The 23,391-nt window shown below is 45.7% G+C and carries 22 protein-coding genes; 7 read left to right on the plus strand and 15 right to left on the minus strand.

Translation table 11 applies throughout. From position 1 onward, the window contains the following. Window positions 1-61 precede the first annotated feature (61 nt). Complete coding sequence (locus FS628_RS12545; protein WP_145322328.1) at window positions 62-748, plus strand: response regulator transcription factor; 687 nt, start codon at window positions 62-64, stop codon at window positions 746-748. Further along, window positions 733-2,199 (plus strand): HAMP domain-containing sensor histidine kinase, encoded by a 1,467-nt coding sequence (locus FS628_RS12550; RefSeq protein WP_145322329.1) that lies wholly within the window; start codon window positions 733-735, stop codon window positions 2,197-2,199. Before FS628_RS12545 ends, FS628_RS12550 begins: the two co-directional genes overlap by 16 nt. Before the next feature lie 96 nt (window positions 2,200-2,295). Here the strand turns inward: FS628_RS12550 and FS628_RS12555 are convergent, their stop codons facing one another. Continuing rightward, on the minus strand, window positions 2,296-3,108 hold the full coding sequence (locus FS628_RS12555; RefSeq protein WP_145322331.1) for an AAA family ATPase: 813 nt from the start codon (window positions 3,106-3,108) through the stop codon (window positions 2,296-2,298). Between the two features lie 343 nt (window positions 3,109-3,451). On the opposite strand from FS628_RS12555, the gene FS628_RS12560 reads away from it, so the two are divergent. Together FS628_RS12560 and FS628_RS12565 are read left to right on the plus strand one after the other, a co-directional pair. After that, window positions 3,452-3,607 (plus strand): DUF1540 domain-containing protein, encoded by a 156-nt coding sequence (locus FS628_RS12560; protein ID WP_145322333.1) that lies wholly within the window; start codon window positions 3,452-3,454, stop codon window positions 3,605-3,607. A 202-nt stretch (window positions 3,608-3,809) separates the two neighbouring features. Continuing rightward, window positions 3,810-5,267, plus strand: coding sequence for a 4-hydroxyphenylacetate 3-hydroxylase N-terminal domain-containing protein (locus tag FS628_RS12565; RefSeq protein ID WP_145322335.1), 1,458 nt, complete (start codon window positions 3,810-3,812; stop codon window positions 5,265-5,267). 24 nt (window positions 5,268-5,291) lie between these two features. Here FS628_RS12565 and FS628_RS12570 read toward each other — a convergent pair whose 3' ends face one another. From FS628_RS12570 to FS628_RS12580, 3 genes are read right to left on the minus strand one after another with little or no spacing between them, the layout of a single operon-like run. Further along, the gene (locus FS628_RS12570; RefSeq protein ID WP_145322337.1) at window positions 5,292-5,858 is read right to left on the minus strand and encodes a nitroreductase family protein; all 567 of its coding nucleotides are present in this window, start codon (window positions 5,856-5,858) and stop codon (window positions 5,292-5,294) included. 51 nt (window positions 5,859-5,909) lie between these two features. After that, a complete protein-coding gene (locus FS628_RS12575; protein WP_145322339.1) occupies window positions 5,910-6,716 on the minus strand; it encodes a hypothetical protein in 807 nt (268 codons plus the stop codon). A 5-nt stretch (window positions 6,717-6,721) separates the two neighbouring features. Then, window positions 6,722-7,174, minus strand: coding sequence for a flavodoxin (locus FS628_RS12580; RefSeq protein WP_145322341.1), 453 nt, complete (start codon window positions 7,172-7,174; stop codon window positions 6,722-6,724). A gap of 297 nt (window positions 7,175-7,471) precedes the next feature. Between FS628_RS12580 and FS628_RS12585 the strand changes: the two genes are divergently transcribed. The 3 genes from FS628_RS12585 to FS628_RS12595 all read left to right on the plus strand — a co-directional run bounded on the left by FS628_RS12585 (window position 7,472) and on the right by FS628_RS12595 (window position 9,713). Continuing rightward, window positions 7,472-8,335 (plus strand): class I SAM-dependent methyltransferase, encoded by an 864-nt coding sequence (locus FS628_RS12585; protein WP_036613317.1) that lies wholly within the window; start codon window positions 7,472-7,474, stop codon window positions 8,333-8,335. Between the two features lie 2 nt (window positions 8,336-8,337). Further along, window positions 8,338-9,069 carry an RluA family pseudouridine synthase gene (locus FS628_RS12590; RefSeq protein WP_145322343.1) on the plus strand — a complete coding sequence of 244 codons (732 nt, stop codon included), beginning with the start codon at window positions 8,338-8,340 and terminating at the stop codon, window positions 9,067-9,069. Between the two features lie 299 nt (window positions 9,070-9,368). After that, on the plus strand, window positions 9,369-9,713 hold the full coding sequence (locus tag FS628_RS12595; protein WP_145322345.1) for an MGMT family protein: 345 nt from the start codon (window positions 9,369-9,371) through the stop codon (window positions 9,711-9,713). A gap of 112 nt (window positions 9,714-9,825) precedes the next feature. Here FS628_RS12595 and FS628_RS12600 read toward each other — a convergent pair whose 3' ends face one another. The 11 genes from FS628_RS12600 to purT all read right to left on the minus strand — a co-directional run bounded on the left by FS628_RS12600 (window position 9,826) and on the right by purT (window position 23,113). Continuing rightward, window positions 9,826-11,337, minus strand: coding sequence for a DHA2 family efflux MFS transporter permease subunit (locus tag FS628_RS12600; protein ID WP_145322347.1), 1,512 nt, complete (start codon window positions 11,335-11,337; stop codon window positions 9,826-9,828). After that, window positions 11,334-11,780, minus strand: a complete 447-nt coding sequence (locus FS628_RS12605) for a MarR family winged helix-turn-helix transcriptional regulator (RefSeq protein ID WP_036613308.1) — start codon at window positions 11,778-11,780, stop codon at window positions 11,334-11,336. The genes FS628_RS12600 and FS628_RS12605 overlap by 4 nt, the downstream gene beginning before the upstream one ends. 273 nt (window positions 11,781-12,053) lie before the next feature. After that, on the minus strand, window positions 12,054-12,494 hold the full coding sequence (locus FS628_RS12610; RefSeq protein WP_062835119.1) for a MarR family winged helix-turn-helix transcriptional regulator: 441 nt from the start codon (window positions 12,492-12,494) through the stop codon (window positions 12,054-12,056). A gap of 229 nt (window positions 12,495-12,723) precedes the next feature. Further along, window positions 12,724-15,186: a DNA gyrase subunit A gene (gene gyrA, locus FS628_RS12615; RefSeq protein ID WP_145322349.1), complete on the minus strand. Its 2,463-nt coding sequence runs from the start codon at window positions 15,184-15,186 to the stop codon at window positions 12,724-12,726. 12 nt (window positions 15,187-15,198) lie between these two features. Then, the gene (parE, locus tag FS628_RS12620) at window positions 15,199-17,178 is read right to left on the minus strand and encodes a DNA topoisomerase IV subunit B (RefSeq protein ID WP_145322351.1); all 1,980 of its coding nucleotides are present in this window, start codon (window positions 17,176-17,178) and stop codon (window positions 15,199-15,201) included. Window positions 17,179-17,254: 76 nt separating this feature from the next. Beyond that, window positions 17,255-18,244, minus strand: coding sequence for an ABC transporter permease (locus tag FS628_RS12625; protein ID WP_145322353.1), 990 nt, complete (start codon window positions 18,242-18,244; stop codon window positions 17,255-17,257). Further along, the gene (locus FS628_RS12630; RefSeq protein ID WP_145322355.1) at window positions 18,237-19,202 is read right to left on the minus strand and encodes an ABC transporter ATP-binding protein; all 966 of its coding nucleotides are present in this window, start codon (window positions 19,200-19,202) and stop codon (window positions 18,237-18,239) included. The genes FS628_RS12625 and FS628_RS12630 overlap by 8 nt, the downstream gene beginning before the upstream one ends. Next, the gene (locus FS628_RS12635; RefSeq protein WP_145322357.1) at window positions 19,203-20,072 is read right to left on the minus strand and encodes a GDSL-type esterase/lipase family protein; all 870 of its coding nucleotides are present in this window, start codon (window positions 20,070-20,072) and stop codon (window positions 19,203-19,205) included. Between the two features lie 292 nt (window positions 20,073-20,364). Continuing rightward, complete coding sequence (locus FS628_RS12640) at window positions 20,365-21,162, minus strand: CAP domain-containing protein (protein WP_145322359.1); 798 nt, start codon at window positions 21,160-21,162, stop codon at window positions 20,365-20,367. Between the two features lie 315 nt (window positions 21,163-21,477). Then, window positions 21,478-21,936 (minus strand): GNAT family N-acetyltransferase, encoded by a 459-nt coding sequence (locus tag FS628_RS12645; RefSeq protein ID WP_145322360.1) that lies wholly within the window; start codon window positions 21,934-21,936, stop codon window positions 21,478-21,480. Then, window positions 21,926-23,113: a formate-dependent phosphoribosylglycinamide formyltransferase gene (purT, locus tag FS628_RS12650; protein WP_145322362.1), complete on the minus strand. Its 1,188-nt coding sequence runs from the start codon at window positions 23,111-23,113 to the stop codon at window positions 21,926-21,928. Before purT ends, FS628_RS12645 begins: the two co-directional genes overlap by 11 nt. Between the last annotated feature and the right edge of the window lie 278 nt (window positions 23,114-23,391).

The following is a 23,391-nucleotide window of genomic DNA, read 5'->3' on the forward strand; positions in this document are numbered from 1 at the left end:
TATGCTCTTGCTCATGTAAAATCAGTACACAAGCTTATGAAATGAAAGGAGACCGCTTTTCTTGAAATCCATACTCATCGTTGAGGATGAGCAAGCTATTGCACGAGTACTGGCTGCTTATCTGAGAAAAGCAGAATTTGAAGTTCATCATGCAGCAGATGGACCAACTGCACTTACTCTTTTCGATTCCGTAACGCCTTCCCTTGTATTACTTGATGTGATGCTGCCAGGAATGGACGGATGGGATCTGCTGCGAATTATTCGTGAAAAAAGTGCTTGTCCCGTGATTATGCTAACCGCACTGGATGACATTTCAGACCGTCTCAACGGACTGAATGCCGGTGCTGACGATTATATGAGCAAACCTTTTGTACCGGAAGAAGTAGTCGCCAGAGTTAATGCTGTACTCCGCCGTAATCCACATTGGTCCTCAGGCGGTGAAGAGAAGCGTTCCTTTGGCAATCTCGTCATTGATCTTGCGGCCAAACAGGTGCTGTTGAACGGTGCAGAGGTTGCACTCACACCTCGTGACCTGTCGTTACTGCTATTCCTGTCCGATTATCCGAATCGGACGTTTACCAGGGATCATCTTATTGAACAGGTATGGGGGATGGATTATGACGGCAGTGATCGTGCTGTGGATTTATCAATTAAACGACTGCGCCAGGCCCTCTCCCACTGGTTGCCCGAAACAGGAGAAATTCGGACGTTACGAGGAATGGGGTATCAATTTTGGATCGCCAACTGAAACAAAAGAAACCCAAACGAACCATATCTATTCTGTCACACTGGACACTGCGATATTTTCTAATTTTGTGTATTGGTTTCACGATTATTGTGGCAGGGGCACTTTACTGGATTCGAACAACCTCTATTGAAAAAAGCCTCAAAACCGCAGAACTGCTTGGTCTGGAGATCGCAGATCAAGTCACTAGTGAAAACAATATGCTTCGGGTTCCACCCGATCTTGACAGATTGGTAACCAAACGAGAAAAACTATTCAATACAGATCATTATTTCTGTGTCATGATCTTGGACAACAACAATCAATTGATTTTTTCCCAGCCTAAAATGGAGCAAAAAGATGTGCATTATCGACTGTCAGATGACTATCGTGAACCGCGAAACAACAAATATGCGGGCGTAACGGTCAACATATCCGAAGGCGATCAAACTTTGGGCAAAGTGTGGGTCATGCAGTCCAAGCAATCCATTACATTTGGTCCAGAGACCCTATGGCTTGTTGCTCTAATTCTGGGAGGATTAATCCTCTGTGGATGGTTTACAATCTATCTCCTGTCCAGTAAGTTATCCAGACCGATTCGTCAGGTCGCCTATGCGGCTGAACAGATTCGAGGTGGTAATTATGATGTGAGTCTTGATTTGAATACACGAGAACGTGAGATCAACGAACTTGTAAATTCATTCCGCGATATGGCCACACGTCTACAACAACTCGAAGAGTGGCGTACACTATCGCTGGCAGGGGTAAGTCATGAACTCAAGACACCGGTAACTTCCATCAAGGGGCTGGTTATGGCGGTCCGTGACGATGTCGTGAGTCCACAGGAAGGTAAAGAATTTTTGGACATCGCTTTGAAAGAATCCGAACGGATGGAACGGATGGTCGCAGATCTGCTTGACTATAATGCAATGGCTGCAGGAAGTGTTGCCGTTCGCAAGGAACGGACGGATCTGAAGCTGTTGGTCGGTGAGATCATCTATCAGTGGAAGATTGCTTATGAGGACAAAATGCCAGAGGTTCAGCTGTACTCCCCTCCCGTTACGTTTTTCACCATGGGGGATGCTCTTCGCATTCAGCAGATCATTGTTAATTTGCTCAATAACGCACTTCATGCCACAGCTCCTGAACAAAAGGCTGTCTTCGATATTTATTTACGCACAGAAGAACAGATGCTGTACGTTGATGTCAAGGACAACGGTACAGGCATCGCGGCCGAAGACCAACCTAAGATCTTCGAACGCTTCTATCGTGGAGAACTCAAAAAACGCCGTAACCGTGGCCTGGGTCTGGGATTAACATATAGTCGATTACTCGCCCAGGAACAGGGCGGTGAACTGACACTTGTCTCCAGCAGCCCGGAAGGGAGCACGTTCAGATTAAGCCTGCCACGCTGGACTGCAACGCAAGAAGCCATGACTACAGAAAAGGCATACGGAGCAGCCGTTAAAGTGTAACGCACCACGCTAACATGCCAAATAGCCCAAGACTCCACTCAGGAGACTGGGCTATTTCATGTTTGTTCCTTGTTGCTTTATCCAGAACGGAAGCGCTCAACACTCTAATACACGTGGCCTGTATTCATCGTACGCATCTGAGACCAATTGCTTATGAAGCACACTGCTGGCAATGATCGCTTTCCGCTTTGCTTTTAGAACAATCTGCTCTATATCCGCATAACTGCACCCTGCCAAGCGTTCACATATGTACTCTTCCATCTGGCTCTCCTGCTCAAATGCCCCCACCAACTTGCTGATATACAATCTGCGACTTGAATCATCAGGCATACCGTAGGTCATCTTGGTATCGAAACGTCGCCATATGGCGTGATCCAGTTGCGTTTCCAGATTCGTAGCAGCCACCAGAATACTGTCCCCATCGAATTCGTCCAGACATTGCAACAACGTATTGACGACGCGTGCCATCTCTTTCACCTCATCATTGCTCTCACGTGTTCGGCCTATGGCATCAAATTCATCCAAGAATAGTACACAGGGATTAATACGTGCATATTCGAATAACTTGCGTACATTACTTCCGGTCTCCCCAAGATGACTATGAATGATTGCATCTAATCTCACAAGTACCAATGGCAGATCAAGGCGCTCAGCCAGATGTGATGCGGTTAATGTTTTACCCGTCCCCGGAGGACCGAACATGACCATCTTGTTGGGGATCGATACATCATGCTCTCTGAACTTCTCTTTCATGCCCAGAATGGTGATAAATTCATTAATGATGCGTTCATTTTCAGCGGAAAATACAATATGCTGGGCTTTGCGCCTACACTCTTTCGGTGTGTAAAAAGCGGCCATATCAATCCCTTTCGCTCGGGGAATCCGATTCATATGATTTATTTTGCTCATGTATTCACATGCTCCTTCATTTATGGTTTCAGTTCGTGATTCAATTTATAGAATCACTTAGACTTTTAATCGTAATTATTACTATTAAATAATAACATACTACCACCTATTTGCAAAGATAACTACAGCAAAGGCACTATATTGCCCTAGAAGGAGTGGGATTTGGTTGCAAGCTTCAAGGAAATTTGCTATTCTAAATATGCATCGTTGTGTATAACGCAAAAAAGCCCTCTAAATTTCATGAGAGCATCAAAATTTTCCAGATTTCGCAAGCGGCAACTTGCTATTTCCGGAATCTTTATACCAACGAATGTAATCCAAATTAAAAGTGAGGTTAACAATCATGGCAAAAGACGTATTGTGTGAAGTTAATTCCTGTCGTCACTGGGCTCAAGAAAACAAATGTAACGCTTCTTCGATCTACATCGTAAGCCACATTCCCAAAGATGAAGTTCGTCAGTCTGCTGAAACAGACTGCAAAACTTTCGAAGTGAAATAAGAAATTGCATAAGATTCACTTAAAGGAGCCCTTACCGGTTCCTTTTTTCTTTGTCTATTGTAACAAGAATGATAATTATTATCAAGCCCTAATCTGCAAAAATCCTGCACACCTCTTAAATGCACATTGGACAGATCACCCACGTACACTACATTAGAAGTCAGTCTGCCCATGAACGATTAGACCCAAGAGGTGAATAACAATGCCTGTTAAAAGTGGCTCACAGTATCGCGAACGAATTAATGCCCAATCCGTCCCCTGCTGGTACAAAGGTAAGCTTATTACTGGAAAACGCTCTGAACATGTTGCATTTGCTGGTTTGATGGATACTCAGATGTACATGTATGATCTGCAATCTGATCCAACATTGGCGGAAACGATGACGTATGCCTCCCCCGCAGACGGCAAACCTGTGGGCATATCCTTCCTGCCTCCAACCAGTGCCGACGACCTTCGTAAACGACGGGAAGGAATGAATGTCTGGGCGAATGTGCATCATGGCTTTCTTGGTCGCTCACCCGACTATATGAATACAGCCATTATGGCCTTTTACACAGGTGCGGATCTCCTGAACGAATTATCTCCCCAATACGCAGAAAATCTCAAAAATTATTATGCGTACTGCCGTGACCATGATGTCACACTATCCCATGCTTTCATTCAGCCACACGCCAGTAAAATCTCAGGGCAAATGGATGCTACTGAGGATGCGATTGCTGCAAAGGTCGTAGATCGCACTGAGGAAGGTCTCATTATTAGCGGTGCATTCATGATGGCTACACAAGCTGCAACTTCAGATGAGATTTTTGTCTATCCTTCACCTTCGCCTGCCCCATTTGATGATGAGAATCCATTTGCCTTTTCCTTCGCTGTCCCGAATGATCTGCCAGGAATCAGTCTGGTATGTAGGGATACCTACGCAGCCGAATCTCACGCCAACTATCCCCTAAGTTCCAGATATGAAGAAATGGACAATATCGTAATCTTTGACCAGGTTCTTGTTCCGCACAAACGAATATTTTTTGCAGGAAGTGAGGAGATGTCCTCCCGCCTCTTCAGTGGTAGTCATTTTCATATTCATGCAGGCCATCAGGTATTGTGTCGTTATATTGCCAAGACGGAATTTGTTCTCGGTACACTCCAGCTTCTCACAGATACCCTGGATCTGAATACGGAAACACATGTTGTCGAGAAAACCGCGCGTGTGTTCGCAGGTCTTGAATCGTTAAAAGCATTGGCCTTGGCCGCGGAGGCAGGTGCCATACCGGACGGGCGCGGATTTGTGTTACCTGCACCCAAACCATTGATGGCAGCCAATCTCCTTTTCCCGAAACTATATCCTGAAATGATTGAAATCCTGCAACTCTTGGGTTCAAGCGGGGTGATTATGGTCCCTCAGGAAGAAGACTTCCATTCCAACATTGCTCCTTCACTGAATGTATATCTTAAAGGAAACGATATGGCTTCTCACGAACGCAACGCTCTGTTCCGCCTGATCTGGGAACTTGGGGCAGGTTCATTCGGGGGCAGACAGACCCAGTTCGAACGATTCTTTTTTGGCAATACCATTACGGTATCGAATCGACTGTTCTCCGCCTGCAATAAGGACCAAACGAGTCGTCAGCTCGTTCGTGATTTTCTATCCAACAGCAGCAAATAAGAAAACTTATGGATCATTTTATGTTTATACCAAATGGTCATAGACCGTCATCAGTTCAGAGGCTGGTCGGCTTGCATCCATATCCCGCAATGCAGGCTGGTCTCCGTAACCGATATGAAATACCCCGAGCACCTTCTCTTCACTTGTCAAGCCCATCAGATTCATAAACACAGGATGTTGTTGATAATCATTGATCTTCCCGACGGCATTCAAGCCCTGTTCCGCAGCCAGGATACTAAATCGTTTGCTCCAGGCTTTGGCGGGTAGCAGATCATCCTCACGAGCATTCGTAGGCGCCACGACAACCAGATGGGCGGGAATCGCTTCCGTGTATTGATATGTAGCCCAATCGCCGTAGCGATCGGCCAGATGGGGTGGATAGCTCTGTCTGACCGCCTCCAGATAAAGCTGCCTTCCTTCGCCTGCGAATAACATAAACCGCCAGGGTTCTGAACTCATGACATATAATGAAGGATCTGCATCATCAAGCAGCTTTCGTATGACTGACTGTGGTACTGGCAACGGACTGAATTCGCAAGCTCCTGTACGTCTTTTGCCGCTGCTTATATCTTGACTTAGACCGGTAGACATGACAACATCCCTCCTCTATCTGCGTGATATATGGTTATCCTTCGATCGCCTTCACATCAACCATGTTTTCTTCGGTTCAGCCGCATCCGTTCTCCAGCGATCTACCTCTTCGTGAATCCGTGCTTTGTCACGCGTTGTAAACCTCTCCGATTCCACCGCTTCTGCTTGTGGCATACTGTCTCGGATCAAACGAATATAATCCATGGAACGAATCAAAGATTGGCGTCCAGGGATGTATCTTATTTTGCGTCCTTCCAGCAGGCAATAAATCTCGATCATACCCGGTAATTGACCGAAGGCTTCCCAGCAGAATGCACTGACCATATGCTGAAATGCCTCAACCACATTCGGATCATGGACAACCATGTATTTCTGAATCAGCAGTGAATCCCAGCCTTCCGGTTGCCAGGCCGCCTGAAATATCATTGATAAGTGCATGGATAATGAAGGCAACTCCGTTCTCCACTGTTCAAAAAGAATCGCTGGATGCTTCAGATCATCGTTCATTGCAGCAGCGAGCGACAATTCATCCGTAATCTTGTTCTTTACATCCCAGTAATGGAGAACAGATTCGAAACCATTGGTCTTCTTGGGCCACCATTTCTCAAGTAAATATTGTATGGGTACCTCTTTGCGAACATCAGGGTCGAGACTGTAAAAAGCATTGACCGCATGACTGACCGCATACTGTACACGATGCCTCCATTGCAGAGGAGAATGCTGTTCTGACGAAGGTTCAGGGCGGATGAACCGGTGTGGGCTGCGCAGCATCTCTTCCAATCTGTAATCTTCAAGCAGATGTCGAGGAAGGTCATTCCTTCCGACCGGCATCGCTGCCTGAACATTATGTCTTAACATGATCTTTAGGACACCTGTAATCCGGCAGCAGCGAAGCGTTTGCCAAAGTCACGGCACGTATCCTTCTCCTGCTCAAGCGGACTATATTCAATCTTTAACATCTCTGGAGATACCTCCGCCCCACGCTCTTGCAGCTTGGCAGCGGCGAGATCAACCGCTCCGCAGAACTGCTCATAAGAGGTGTCACCACTACCGAACACTGCTGCTCTCTTGCCGCTCAAGTCAAGCTCATCCAACTCTTCATAGAAATCAAGGAATTCATCTGGCAACTCTCCGTCTCCCCAAGTGTAGACGCCGATCATGAATCCGTCATAGTCCATTACATCGGATGCGTTACAATCCGTTACGGATTTCAGATCTGCCTCGTGGCCTCCCTGTGTAATTCCTTCCACAATCAGTTCTGCAATTTCTTCTGTATTTCCGGTCATGCTTGCATAAGCCACTAACAATTTAGCCATCTATTTTTCCCTCGCTTTAGTTTGATCATGTTATATTCTCTCTATGAAGAAAGAATGAATTTTGAATTATTAACAAAATCATATGTGATAATGATTATCATTGTCAAATTAATTTTTTGGTTATCTTTGTTTTTCAGTATATGGTGCACGTTGGATTTCAACATAGTTAAAAATACTTCGACCTTTTAGTTCAGCTCCACTCGGCTCCTTCATTACTCCGGTACCCCAACTGGCGTACAAGCCCTTTTTTGTTGTACAATAGTATCCAAATGACTTTTGAAGGATGGATAAATCATTATGTACGTAGCTAAGAATTGGAAGGACTATGAAGTAATCGATACAGGAGGCGGCGAGAAACTGGAGCGTTGGGGAGATGTTATTTTACGCAGACCCGATCCGCAGATTATCTGGCCCCTTGAGCAAGAGACTAATGAATGGCGTCAGGTGCATGGCCACTACCATCGCAGCTCTTCCGGTGGCGGTAACTGGGATATGAAAAAGCCCATTCCCGAGCGCTGGACGATCGGATACGAAAACCTGAAATTCCACATTAAACCGACCAGCTTCAAGCACACTGGCCTGTTCCCTGAACAAGCTGCCAACTGGAGCTGGATGATGGATAAAATCTCCAATGCAGGACGTCCTATTTCTGTCTTGAACCTGTTTGCCTATACGGGCGGTGCTACTGTTGCGGCTGCTTATGCCGGTGCTTCGGTGGTACACGTAGATGCAGCCAAAGGTATGGTTCAATGGGCCAAGGAAAATGTTCAATTATCCGGACTGGCTGATCGCCCTGTTCGTTTTATTACCGATGATGTATTCAAATTCGTACAACGGGAACAACGGCGCGGGAATCGTTATGACGCCATTATTATGGACCCTCCTTCTTATGGCCGAGGCCCTAATGGAGAGACATGGAAGCTGGAAGAGAACCTTTATCCTTTCTTGAAGTCGTGTATGACGATCTTGTCGGATAATCCATTATTCATGCTGGTTAACTCCTACACCACAGGCATCTCCTCCACGGTTCTACGCAACATGCTGACCATGACGATGTCTGCTCAGTACGGTGGTGAAATTACTGCAGGTGAAATCGGTCTGCCGATCACACGCAGTGGTCTCGATCTGCCTTGTGGCATTTTGGGCCGCTGGGAGTCCTAATCATGTCAGAACATCGGCATGATCACGATGCGATTCCGATTCTGTTCGAAGACAATCATCTGTTAGGTATTACGAAACCGGTCAATGTACCTACTCAGGAAGATGCATCAGGGGATCCGGATTTGCTTACATTGCTGAAGCAGGATCTGAAAGAACGCTATAACAAGCCCGGCAATGTCTATCTTGGGTTAGTGCACCGACTTGACCGTCCTGTTGGAGGGGCAATGATCTTCGCCAAGACATCCAAAGCCGCTTCGAGATTGTCCGAGACTGTGCGGGGACGTCATTTCCGTAAAATATATGCGGCTGTTGTACATGGCAAGTTGCCTGCACAGCAGGGAACGTTAAAGCACACGCTGCTGAAAGATGCACGTACGAATACCGTTACTGTTGTACCCAAGGGTACGGCTGGCGGTAAGGATGCCGTTCTGGATTATCAGGTCATTGGTGAGACGGACCGATACAGCCTCGTTCATATCGAACTGCACACCGGCAGATCTCATCAGATTCGAGTGCAAATGAAAGAAATCGGCTGCCCGCTGTACGGGGATCAGAAGTACGGCGCAAGCGTGAATAAACCAGGGCAACAGATTGCTCTGTGGTCTGTGATTGCAGCTTTCCCTCATCCAGTTACCAAGGAAGAAGTTATTTTGCAATCTTTGCCTGCAAGAGAATTTCCCTGGGCAGAATGGCCAGACGCTGTGTACCAAAAAGCCTTTGAACAACCTCAATAAGTGCGTGTTCAAAAAGACTGGTTTTCAGTACCGAGAAGATGGGATAAAGGTAGAAATGGAGTAGCGGAGCGTAGGGAAAACTACGTGAGTAACGGACATTTCGACTGAATGCCATATTCGATGCTGATGATGCCAGCAGGCATCATTCGTAATCAAAAGCGGTTTTTTTGACAACCTCTATAAGTGCACAGGAGCAGGTCACATCTGTCCATATTACGTGTCGTTCAGATTCTGTATCTGAATGACACGTTTTTTAATATTTCCTGCTATATGCGTAAGATGCAGAAAGGAGCCATAAAATGACCCCATTTACCAAACAAGTCGTTGCAATCATCGCGGCGATTCCCGAAGGTAAAGTGATGACTTACGGTCAGATTGCCGCCCACGCTGGAAGTCCAAGAGCCGCGAGACAAGTCGTACGGATTCTGCACTCCTTGAGCCGCAAGGAACGGCTTCCCTGGCATCGTGTCGTCAATGCAAAAGGCGAAATCTCCATACCGGATGAACACTCGCGCATGATGCAGGAAACAGAACTTATTAGCGAAGGTGTTGAGTTTCAGATGAACGGGACCATTAATCTCAAACGGTTCGGACATGAGCCCGATCCTGTGTTTCTTCTCGATCCATCGGTCCAGCCCGAATAAGACGACTCTCCTCATATTGTGCACACACAAAAAAAGAGAACTCAGGCAGTTAGGGGGTATACCCCTTTTCAACTGCTAGAGTTCTCTTTTTTGGTTTTTTATCTGATGTTCGTTATGCTGTAGCCGTCGCTTTTTCCTGTTCTACAGTAACAGGCTCAACAGCTGGTTTTGTTTTCCGAATAAAGAACGCCATGATCAACGCAACCACGGTCATTCCCGTTGCAACGATGAATGCATAGTTTACACCGTAAATGGTTGCATCTGCCGTAGCACGCACCATTGCCGCCTGATCATCCGGATTAACCTGACCCGCAGCCAATGTCTCTGCCAGATGTGTTTTGAGCTTGCTGCTCATAATGGTAACAAGAATGGCTGTACCAATTGCACCCGCGACTGTACGCAATGTGTTGGACATCGCTGTACCATGCGCGTTCAGACGTTGAGGCAGTTGATTCAGACCTGCTGTTTGGATCGGCATCATCAGCATCGACATACCGAACATACGAGCCGTGTAGATAAACATCATGTAGCCGTACGTGGTATCGATTGCCAGACGACTCAGTCCCCAAGTTGTAATCGCCGTAATGGCAAGACCTGCAACCGAGAGCCAGCGAGCGCCCACTTTATCAAAGATACGACCTGTTATTGGAGACATGATCCCCATCAATATCGCACCCGGCATCATCAGAAGTCCTGATTCAATCGGTGAGAATCCACGAATGTTTTGCAGGAAAATAGGAAGCAGAATCATACCTGCAAACATCGCCATAGTCACGAGCATATTGATGATCGTCGTTAATGTATACATATTGTACTTGAAAATACGGAACTCAAGTAGCGGATGATCTGTTGTCAACTGACGAATAACGAACAGGATCAAGGATAACGCACCTACGACCAGGCAACTGACAACAATGACACTGCCCCATCCATCTGTTCCCGCATCACTAAATCCATACAGCAAACTACCAAAACCAAGCGTGGATAAAATAACGCCTGGGTAATCCAGTTTAGGCTTGGACTGGCGAGTTACATTTTTGACAAAAGCAATACCGATTGCCGTTGCAATAATAGAGAATGGCAAGATGATGTAGAACAATAATCTCCATGAATAATGCTCAACCACATAACCAGAAAGCGTAGGTCCAATTGCAGGAGCCAGAATCATTGCAATCCCCATCGTGCCCATTGCCTGACCACGTTTCTCGATCGGGAAGATGGTCAGGAATACAACGGTCATCAGAGGCATCAGAATACCTGCACCTGCTGCTTGAATGACACGGCCTACCATCAGAATGGTAAAGGTCGGACTCAGACCACAGACTAACGTCCCTATGGTAAAGAGAGTCATGGCTGTAATAAAAATTTGACGCGTCGAAAATTTCGCAATCAGATATGCCGTAATCGGAATCAGTACACCGTTGACGAGCATATAACCTGTCGTTAACCATTGAGCTTTGTTCGCATTGATAGCGAGGTCTTCCATGATTTTGGGAAGAGCTACGTTCATCAGGGTTTGGTTCAGGAATGCTACAAAGGCACCAATTAACAATGCCGCTACAATTGGGCCTTTCTTGATGTTGTCCATCGCCGAGGATGGAGCTGCAGCAGTAGTCGTACTCATATGTTGTTCATCTCTCTTCCTTCTAACTTTTCAATCATTTGACTATGGATTCTAAGCAGGTGCTCAAGATCTTCCTTCGATATATCCAGAATGGGTGACACTCTTTCCATCCATAAATGGTGCGTCTCCTGCTGGGCCTGTTCCCCTTTATCCGTAATTTGAAGCTTAACGGATCGGCGGTCAGCATCCGAACGTGTCCGAACGATATATTCGCCCTTGACTAGCCGCTCTACAACAGCGCTCATCGAACTACTGCCCATATGGCATAATTCAGCCACTTCGTTGATGCCGATGGAAGGACGCTCTCTCAGGATCGATAACACCATAAACTGGATCGAAGTCAGCTCGATCTCCTTGTTTTCATTCCAAAATGCTCGAAAAAGCATTTGATTCACTTGGCGGAACGAATTGATAATATAGAATACTTCATACGTATCAGTCATTGATTCACCCTTTTACTTTTGGAATATAATATTTCGTACACGAAATATCAGGGGAACAATTATTTATTATAACAAAAATATTTACATAGTCAACTCTTTACATATGAATTCACCAAAATAATATTAGGACATACTACATGGTTATATCTCAGCCTGAATCAACTAACCCGGATACAGTGAGTAGCATATGTATTTTGTAAATAAAATAACCATAGGGCTCCTGCACGAAACGAGCAGGCACACCTATGGCTATTCAAAAAAATTAACATTTTATCATACCGAAGTGGATAGTGCAGGCTCTTTGGTCTTGGGGGTTGTCATTTTGCCTAACAGATAGACCAGCAGTTGTTGATTGTGCATTGAAATGTTACTGAGCACGGAATTCATGAATTCATTACGGATAGTGATTCCCCGCTCTGTCTCCATTCTTCCTTTGTCGGACAGCGATACCCATACAATGCGTCGATCCTGATTATCCCGATTCCTGCGAATCAGGTCGTTCTTCTCCATACGATCGAGCAGCATCGTTACAGCTGCTGGCGTAGTCGCCAGAAAAGGAATCAGATCCGAAGGTTTCATCTTCTGATGATCTTCAAGTACCTCCAGAACAGCCAGCTGAGCCTCCGTTAATGAAGGTGCCAACTCTTGATCCATATGCAGTTTATAATCTTTGGTTAGTCTTGACCAGCACTTGGCAAAATCGGAATTATACATCTTGCATCGCTCCTCTCTGCAACCGGTTATCACTTCACCTGCTTAAGTTTTCGCCCTCCAAAGCCGCATTCCTGCTGCCTTTTTTCATTTTCCTAGCGATCGACCGTAATCGACGAAGGTTGTTAAACTTCGCATGGATGCGCTCTTCTAATCCGCCTTTGAACAACAAAAAAAGACTCCTCGCATGACAGGATTAGCTGTTCTGCGAAAAGTCTCGTTTGCTTATTTTTTATGAAGATGATGCTGGTTGATTCTCATTAAAGTCCTTCAGAAGTTCAACGATCTCATCCTGTTTGTCCACATGAACGAGCAGCTTACCAATATGTTTGCGTTCGGTTATTGGAACACCTTCTGAAGATATCGGAACCACTTGACCTTCTTTGGTCATGACGGTGATATTACGTTGCTCTTTGCAATAAAACGCTCCAGCCAAACGGCTGCCATTCGGTTTCACACGTTTGCCTTCCTTGAACTCGAATGTAGCAAGGCCCTTGCCTCCGCGACTCTGCACAGCGTAATCCAGGAGCAATGAACGTTTACCATATCCCAGATCGGACAACACTGCAACTTCACCTTCATCTCCTTCTACCCATAGGGCAGATACCACTTCGTCTGAATCTCTTAATTGAATACCACGAACGCCACCAGATACACGTCCCATTGGATTGACTTCATCCTCTCGGAAACGAATCGCCATGGCTTCTTTCGTAATCAACATAATATCTTGTCCGCCTGTACTGAGATGCACAGATAACACTTCATCGTCCTTGCCCACTTTGCACGCCGCAACTGCACCCGAACGCTTGGTAACGTAATCCTTCAATTCCGTTCGTTTCACCTGTCCTCTGCGTGTCACAAAGACCAGACTATGGTTTGGCTCTTCGAAGGATTTCACAGCAAGCACACTTGCAATACGGTCATCTTTCGCGAGTGGAATGACGTTCACAATGGCTGTACCTGGATCTTTCCACTTGAACTCAGGCACCTGATGAACAGGTAACAGGAAATACTGACCTTTTCGAGTAAAGACAAGCAGATTCTCAAGCGTATTTACTTCCAGAACCTGAGCGATATAATCGCCCTCTTTTACCCCACTTCCGCTCCGTTCACCACCAGAACGTGTAAAGGACTGCATGCCTGTACGTTTCACGTATCCCTCTTTGGATAATGTGACAAATACATCTTCGGCATTCACAAGTACTTCGAGATTTACCTTGAGTTCTTCCACTTCACCCTGGATCGTAGAACGACGGTCTATGCCGTACTTCTCACGAATCTCCATCAATTCTTTGCGGATGACTCCGATGAGCTTGCGGTCACTATCCAGAATGGATTGTAATTGTGCAATCTTTTTCATCAGTTCACCGAGTTCCTTTTCAAGAGAATTGATCTCCAGATTAGTCAAACGGTACAATTGCAAAGTTAAGATAGAATCCGCTTGGCGTTCCGTGAATCCAAACATCCACATCAGGTTATTTTGAGCATCCTGACGGTTCTTCGACGCTTTGATGGCCGCAATGACCTCATCGAGGATGTTAAGTGCTTTTACCAGGCCCTCGAGTACATGAGCACGGTCTTGCGCCTTCTCCAGCTCAAACCGGGTACGGAATGTCACAACTTCCCGCTGATGGGCAATGTAAGCCTCTAGGATCGATTTCAATCCTAATTGGTGAGGTGCTTTATTCACAATCGCAACCATATTGAAATTATAAGTGACCTGCAAGTCCGTTTTCTTCAGCAAATAAGCCAAAATACCTTGTGCGTCCGCTTCTTTTTTCAGCTCAACCACGATTCGCAGACCTTCACGTCCGCTCTCATCACGCACTTCGGCGATACCTTCAACCTTTTTCTCAAGTCGAATGTTCTCCATCGCTGTAACCAGACGAGACTTCACGACCTGATAAGGGATCTCGGTAATGACGATCTGTTGTTTGCCACCGCGCATGTTTTCAATCTCGGTTTTGGACCGGATATAGATCCGTCCTTTACCTGTGCGATAGGCATCCAGAATACCGTCACCGCCCATAATCAATCCGCCTGTCGGAAAATCAGGGCCCTTCATGAACATCATGATCTCATCCAGCTCAATGGACGGCTTTTCCATTACAGCGATGGAAGCATCAATGACTTCACGCAGATTGTGTGTAGGAATTTCCGTTGCAAAGCCCGAGGAAATCCCGCTGACACCATTAACCAGCAAGTTCGGATAACGAGATGGCAATACAACCGGTTCTTTGGCCGTATTATCAAAATTATCCTTAAACAGAACGGTCCGTTTCTCGATATCGCGAAGCATCTCCATCGCGATGGGCGACAAACGGGCCTCTGTATACCGCATTGCCGCTGCCGGGTCATCATCCTGTGATCCCCAGTTACCATGACCATCCACGAGCATATGGCCCATTTTCCATGGTTGTGCCATCCGCACCATACCCTCATAGATCGAGGAGTCACCATGAGGATGATAATTACCCATTACGTCCCCAACGGTTTTGGCAGACTTGCGGTAAGTCTTGTCAGGCGTATTACCTGAATCGTACATGGCGTACAGAATACGCCGCTGTACAGGCTTCAACCCATCCCGAACATCCGGAATGGCTCGATCCTGAATAATATATTTGGAGTAGCGACCGAAACGGTCCCCAACGACCTCTTCGAGAAAGGCCGGCATAAATTGTTCTGATGGACTCATTCCAAGCACCTTCTATTCTTCGTACTCTGTAAAGTCGACGTTCTCTACAATCCAGCGTTTACGCGGATCAACCTTATCACCCATGAGCGTAGATACGCGACGTTCTGCTTTTGCTGCATCAACAATCTGTACCTTCAACATCGCACGTGTTTCCGGATTCATCGTTGTCTCCCACAATTGATCCGGGTTCATTTCACCAAGTCCTTTATAACGTTGAAGCTCAACATTATTTCCGAATTCCTTCATATAATTAGCCAGTTCTTCATCCGTCCATGCATATCGAACTGTCGCAAGCTTACCAGACTTACGAGTAAGTTTGTATAATGGCGGCTGAGCTATATATACTTTACCTGCATCAATTAATGGCTTCATATAACGATAAAAGAAGGTTAACAGCAATACCTGAATATGTGCACCATCGGTATCAGCATCGGTCATAATGATAATTTTGGAATAATTGCTGTCTTCAACTGCAAATTCGGTTCCAATGCCCGCCCCGATCGCCGCTGTAATAGCGCGGTATTCTTCATTTTTGAGAATATCAGCCAGCTTCGATTTTTCCGGATTGAGCGGTTTTCCCTTAAGGGGCAGAATAGCCTGAATCTTCGAGTCGCGTCCCTGTTTGGCAGAACCACCTGCGGAATCCCCTTCGACAATAAATAACTCATTTCGGGTAAAATCCTTCGATTGCGCCGGCGTCAGCTTGCCGTTCAGGTTGGAACTTTCACTGCGCTTTTTGCCTGTACGCATATCATCCCGTGCTTTGCGAGCCGCTTCTCTGGCTCTGGAAGCTTGAACCGCTTTGCGAATTAACGTTTGCGCTACCTGCGGGTTTTCTTCCAGGAACCTTTGAATATTTTCGGACACGACCGAATCCACTGCACTTCGAGCGGAAGCGCTGCCGAGCTGATCCTTTGTCTGACCTACGAACTCAACCTCTGACATTTTGACACTGATGACGGCCATCATACCTTCACGCAAATCATTGCCTTCGAGGTTTTTATCTTTTTCCTTAATCATACTGGTACGCCGTGCATAGTCATTCATAACACGGGTATACGCCGCCCTGAACCCGGTCTCATGAGTACCGCCCCCCCGAGTAGGGATTGAGTTTACGAACGAAGCCAGCGTTTCCGTATAACCTGCGTTGTACTGGATCGCTACTTCGACCTCAATGTCATCCTTCTCCGCATAGAAGTGAATGACATCATGCAGTACATCTTTATTTTCGTTAAGAAAAGCAACAAACTGGCTTGCTCCGCCTTCATACATGTATTCGTCCTGATTGCCCGAACGTTCATCCTTGAGCACAATTCTCAGGCCCGAATTCAGAAAAGCAATCTCCTGAAGTCGTTCTGCCAGTGTATCATAATTGAATTGGATACCGTTCTGGAACACCCGAATATCCGGTTTGAATGTAACTTTTGTACCTGTCCGATTGGTATTGCCCAATACTTCGAGACCAGATACTGGTTCTCCGACATGTTCAATCCCTTTTTTGTCTTGCCAATACTCGAATCGTTGACGATGAATCTTGCCATCACGGAAAATCTCGACTTCAAGCCATTCGGACAATGCGTTTGTAACTGACGCACCTACACCATGCAAACCGCCGGATTTTTTGTATCCTGATCCACCGAACTTTCCGCCTGCGTGCAAAATCGTAAACACGACCTGGGGAGTAGGAATCCCTGTTTTATGTATACCAGTCGGAATTCCCCTTCCGTTATCCTGAACCGTAATAGAACCGTCCTTATGCAGCGTGATATCGATTTTGGAGCAGAATTTGGCGAGATGCTCGTCGACAGCGTTATCCACGATCTCCCATACCAAATGATGTAGACCCGAAGTGCTGGTGCTGCCGATGTACATCCCCGGCCGTTTCCGAACCGCTACCAGCCCTTCAAGTACTTGAATGTCGTCCGCGTCGTAGCCTGAAGACCCCTGTCCTCCGCCTGTCGAACCTGCCGACATATCGATTTGCTCGACCATTCATGCTCCCCCTTCTTAACTTGCAACTAAAAAAATGCCTAAAATGCAAACAGATGTTTTCTTATCCTTGTCCATTTTAATTCAAGATATCCCGTTTCGTAAAGACAAGGAATGACACAATGAGTGAAGCAATGCCCCAAACACTAAGCACAATAAGGGAAAAACCTAAATTCATTCCCTCGATTGGTGGTAATCCGCCAGACAAATAATCAGGAAGTTCGAGGTTAACCATGAACAGATACTTCGCTGTCTGCCAGGATGCTGCCATACTGGTCAAGATTGTTCCTGCAATCAGAGCCGCCATCATAATGACGATGCTTGCAGCAGTACTGCGCACAAGCACGGATACCATAAATGCAAGCATGGCTACGATTATACTCACAAACCAGATCAGTCCTGCCTGCATAAGCATATACAGCCACTGGTCCACAGCATGCACTGCCGACATATCAACATCTGTTCCCACAACCTTGAATCCTGTGAATATAGGCATGTTGAAGCCTTTATATCCGAACACGGCACCCGATATGACATAACAGATAATGTAGGCTGATACCACTATGATAGACACAAACATAATCAGCGTAATTAATTTGCTAAGAAGCACTTTCCAGCGTCTCACCGGACGTGTTAAAAGCATTTTAATTGTACCTGTCGTACGTTCACCTGATACAAGATCTGAAGCAATAGCCATGATTAACAGCGGAATAAACAATCCGACTGCGTTGTTCATGAACTCCCGGGTAAAGGTAACACCGCCCGGTTCTTTGGGATTGATGTCATTTTCAAGATAATACTGCATCTGCTGGATATATACTGTTCTATATTTCTTGTATTCTTCAGGTACCCGATCACTACCGAGCGAGTTTTGATTGTCTGTGATGGCCTGTTGCAGTTCAAGCCGCCAATCGCCACCGAATTTGTCCCGATTATTTTCCGCAGATTTCATCTGTGCATACGTAAACATCGGTACAAGGATTGCAAGTACAATAAATATAATATAAAGCCTTTTTTTCTTCACCATCTTAATCGTTTCATTGCGAATCAGCGGCATGATGTTATTCAATGGATTCACCTTCTGTCATTTTTAAGAATAGTTGTTCGAGTGTAGGCTGAATCCGTTGTACCCCTTCAACCTGTACACCAGCTTGAACCATCTGTTGCACCATATCAGGAATTCGATCTTCATGCATCTCGGCAACAACAGCGTTTGGACCAAGGCCCGCAACAATGGTATCATCCATCACATCCGCAGGTCGTCCGACCAGAGCAATGCCTGCATCCAGCAACATCTTTTTGCCCTGCTCCAGAGGTGAAACATGCCATATAGCCAACTTGGAATGATCTTCAATCAGTTCGCTAACGCCTCCAACGGCAAGCACGCGTCCAGCACTGATAATCGCTACTCTGTCACAGAGAAGCTGGATCTCACTTAACAAGTGGCTGCTGACAAATACAGCCATACCTTCACTGGCAAGTTGTTTAATAAAGACACGAAGTTCCTTAATGCCTTTCGGATCAAGACCATTCGTCGGTTCATCCAGAATGAGCAGACGCGGACGCCCAAGCAATGCTTGCGCAATACCGAGACGTTGACGCATACCGAGTGAGTATGTTCTGACTTTATCATGAATACGCTGATCCAGACGCACAATATCCACGACTTCCTGAATTCGTTCGTTATCCACCCCTGGTTGCATGCGAGCAAAATGCTCCAAGTTCTCCCACCCGGTCAGATATGTATACACCTCCGGATTCTCAACAATGGAACCTACATACTTCAAGGCACGCTCAGGATCCCGGTTCACATCATAACCACAGACTTTAATTTTCCCTTCTGTCGGTTTGATCAGATCCACCAGCATCCGAATCGTTGTTGTTTTCCCAGCACCGTTGGGTCCGAGAAATCCAAAAATTTCACCAGGTTTCACGTCAAATGTAACGTCCTTGATAATCCACTTGCGCCCGATCCTCTTCTTCAGATGCTGTACGGACAGGACGGAATCATACTGCTTCTCTGCCATTTAATTTCCGCTCCCTTCTGCAGGTGTAGCCGCCTGGAATTCCTGTGCGATTCGAACTGCAATCTGCTCGTAACCTTGTCCGTTAGGATGAAAATGATCTGACGAGAGATACTCTCCCAGATGGTTCTCAAATAAATCGAATGTAGGGACGAGTGTCATTTTGTCCTCATTGTTCAAAATAGCCAGTGCAGCATCGTTCCATGCAGCAACAACTGCATTACCTGGCTTCTCCAGTTCCTTCACATCGCCAAACGGATTGTACAATCCTATGTACGCAATTTCTGCATCGGGATTGATTTCTTTAACTTTCTTCAAAATCTCTTGAAGACGTTTCGACGTTTCCGGCAAAGCCGCTGCTAATTGTTCTGCTGTTGGTGGATCTTCCCCCTGCAAAACCTGTCCGCCCTGGAACAGATCATTCGCGCCGATGGAGAGCAAAATAAAATTAGACTGTTGCAATACGTAACGCACACCTTGCTCATCTAGTTTTGTCAATAAAGCATCTGTTCTCAACCCGTTAACACCCAGATTATTAAGAACCTGAACGTCATATCCTTTATCTTTGAGCAAGTTCCCTGCACGTCTTACAAAACCAAGTCCTTCATCATCCCCCGTACCTCGTGCCAGGGAATCGCCGATGACGGCCATCCGAATCTTGCCATTTTCCACGACCGCTGGTTCCCCCACGTTATCCTTAGGTAGTGCTGTTGTCTCCTGTCCCGTAGTTAACGAAGAATCACCCTTTGGGAAAATCACATCTTTTATCGCGTATCCAAATCCAAATAACAACAACAAGGTTGCCAAGATGGAAACTGTACTAACGGTTCTCCAGATCCAAGGTGCTGAATCAAGGCTTTTTTTCTTTTTCATCATCACATCTCCGCTCATGTACACCAGTCCGGGTGCTTATAATTTATAATGACTTTACATTAAGGCGTGTCTGAAAATCCGCTTACTTCGGAGTTTTCAGACACGCCCTGATGATGCTATTCCTAAATAACATAAATGTTCTGTCGTTAATTTGCAAATTTTGGCGCTATATTCGTAGAATTCATTTTCCTTATGTCATTTTACGGAAAAAAGGTTATACCATACACAGATTTCAACTGTGCTGGCATAACCTTGTGATAAACAAATTTTTAATTACTTCATTAAATGAGGTTTATTTACCGATAAACTCTTGTGCCCAGTACCCATTGTAGTAACCTACACCGATATGCGTAAAGTTTTTGCTCAGGATATTGGCACGGTGGCCTTCACTATTCATCCAGGCTGTTACAACTTCCTGTGGTGTTTTTTGTCCTTTGGCAATGTTCTCGCCAGCATAGCTGTAAGTTACTCCGAATTGTTTCATCATATCAAACGGAGAACCATACGTTGGTGACTGGTGATCAAAATAGTTATTGTTGCTCATATCTTTTACTTTGGCTACAGCTACTTTGTCCAGAAGAGCATCAGAAGACAGTGCGCTCAGACCTGCTTTGGCACGCTCAGCATTGACCAGTTTAACAACTTGTGCAGAAAAGTCAGATTGCGTGCTTTCACTGCCATTATTACTTGTATTGTTACCTGTGTTCGAAGGATCTTTAGCCGGTGTAGTTGCCGGTTTTTCTTCTTGAGTTGGTTGTGCTGGTTTTGCCGGTTGCTCAGGCTTAGCTGTCGGCTCAGCAGGTTTTGTTGTTGGCTTAGCGGGTTTTGTTGTCGGCTCAGCAGGTTTAGTGGTTTGATCAGGCTGCGTAGCAGGCTTCTCTACAATTTGCCCGTTGGATACGGTGTATCCATTTTGTTTGAGCCATTGCTCAATATATGCTTTCAGGCTGTCTGTGCTTGTAATTTTGTACGTTGTGGTAGTCTTATATGATGAATCTGCAGCAGACGCGGAAGCAGGGAGCATTACCCCTACGGCCAGTACGGCTGTCAGACTGCTCGTTACGACGGTTTTCATCCATTTCTTTTTCAAATTCATTCATCTCCTTAAGAATAGTTATTACAAATTTGTAATTAATACTCTAGCAGTATATCAATTCATACGGAGATTGTGAACCCATAAATTATGGAAAAGTAACTTTTTTGTCATTTTTAAAGTGTTTAAAATACGCCCTGTTCACTTATTCTGCATGCTACTATTTCTGTTTACAAAACCATAAAAAAAAGACATTCAGACCAAATATGCTAGTCGAATGCCACTTCACCATCTATTTATCATTCACGACACCAGAAGGTGCAGATCAGGATATAATGAGAATTTTCATACTATAGGAAAGACCTTTTTATACTATAGAAGAACCTTACTGAACCGATAACCTCTCTTCTGAAAACCAATGTGCTCATAAAAAGAGTACGTTGTTGAAGTCACTTCACGGTTCGCACCCGTGACAAACAGTTGTTTACCACCTTGCTGTCTGCCCCAATCTTCAGCACGAGCCATCAGACGACGGCCAATTCCACCACCACGATATTCCTGGCCTACGATCAGAGAAGTAATTTGTGCGGCAGGTTCTGGATAGGCATGATTTTGCACACATTGCAAGCCAATCACACCAATAATTTGTTCATCCACTTCGGCAACAAGCATGCACGCGTTTGGATTGGTTTCCAAACATTCAATGCGCTCTTTCATGACATTGGCTGTTGTCGGATAGCTGACCTCTCGCATCAGTCCCGTTACCGCTTCAGCATCTCGTAGTTCACACTCTCGGATCATCAGTACAGGGGCCTCAACATTATTGGACATGATTTACCTCCACTTTCAGCATATTAGCGGCTTGTACCGCTGTTTTACGAGCTTCTTCCACATCTTGACCAGCACTTAGCGCTACAGCCATACGGCGTCCTACTTTCGTCTCTGGTTTGCCAAATACACGAACCTGAGTACGAGGAAGAGCCAGTGCTTCTTCAATACCGCCTATAGTAAAGTCAGATGTTTCGTCATTAGCCTTCAGCGTTGCTGAAGCTCCCGGTGTCAACAGATGTACACCTGTGACCGGAAAACCAAGAATTGCACGTACATGCAGCGCAAACTCGGAACTATCTTGCGTCACCATTGTAACCATGCCTGTGTCATGCGGACGAGGAGATACCTCGCTGAACACAACACCATCCGGAGTCAGGAACAATTCCACTCCAAACAGTCCATAACCGCCAAGTTCATCCGTAACGGATTTGGCAATATGACAAGCCTGCTCCCATTGTTCAGAAGTCATTGCATGAGGTTGCCAGGATTCGACATAATCCCCATCCTTCTGAATATGGCCAATCGGAGGACAGAATACGGTGCCTGATACAGACCTAACGGTAAGTAATGTAATCTCACTGTCAAATTGCACAAAGCTCTCCACGATGACACGAACGGATTTGCCACGTGCTCCCGAAAGAGCAATGTTCCAGCAATCCTCCACATCGCCCGGTGTATGGCATACACTCTGCCCTTTACCGGAAGAACTCATCAATGGTTTAATAACACAAGGTGTGCCAAGCTTACGTACGGCTTCCTGAAGTTGTTCCAGGTTATCCGCAAAAAGGTAATCAGCTGTCGGAAGTTCCAATTGTTCGGCTGCAAGCCGACGGATGCCTTCGCGATCCATCGTTAAACGTGCAGCTCGGGCAGTAGGTACTACACAAAATCCCTCTTCCTCAAGCTCCAGTAAAGCTTCTGTTGCAATAGCTTCAATCTCAGGTACGATGTAATGAGGCTTTTCTTTACGGATCAATTGCTTCAAAGCTTCAGCATCCAGCATGTCGATGCAGTAAGACCGGTGCGCGACCTGCATCGCAGGTGCGTTCTCATAACGATCAACAGCGATCGTCTCTACTCCCAGTCGTTGGGCCTCAATAACGACCTCTTTTCCCAATTCTCCGCTGCCTAATAGCAGCATTTTTTTGGCTTGAGCCGTAAAAGGAGCACCCCACATGTTCTTTCCAATCCTCCCAAAGAGAAATCTTCTATATCTGTCTCTCTATTTTCGGGGTTTTGGTTAAAGATTGCAAGAGTGTCCCCTATTTTTCTTGTGAATTTTACAAGATTTTTTGTGTTTTTTCGATCAAATTTTACAATTACCGCTTACAGATTCGATACTCCTTCCATTCCTCCCATAATTAAGGAAATGTTAAAAGAACAGATTTTAATACTCCAGCGAATCGAAATACACAAAAAAATCCCAAGTTTAAACCCTTGGGATTTTTCGTTTCT

This window comes from Paenibacillus xylanexedens, from assembly GCF_007676705.1.
Classification (GTDB): Bacteria; Bacillota; Bacilli; order Paenibacillales; family Paenibacillaceae; genus Paenibacillus; species Paenibacillus xylanexedens_C.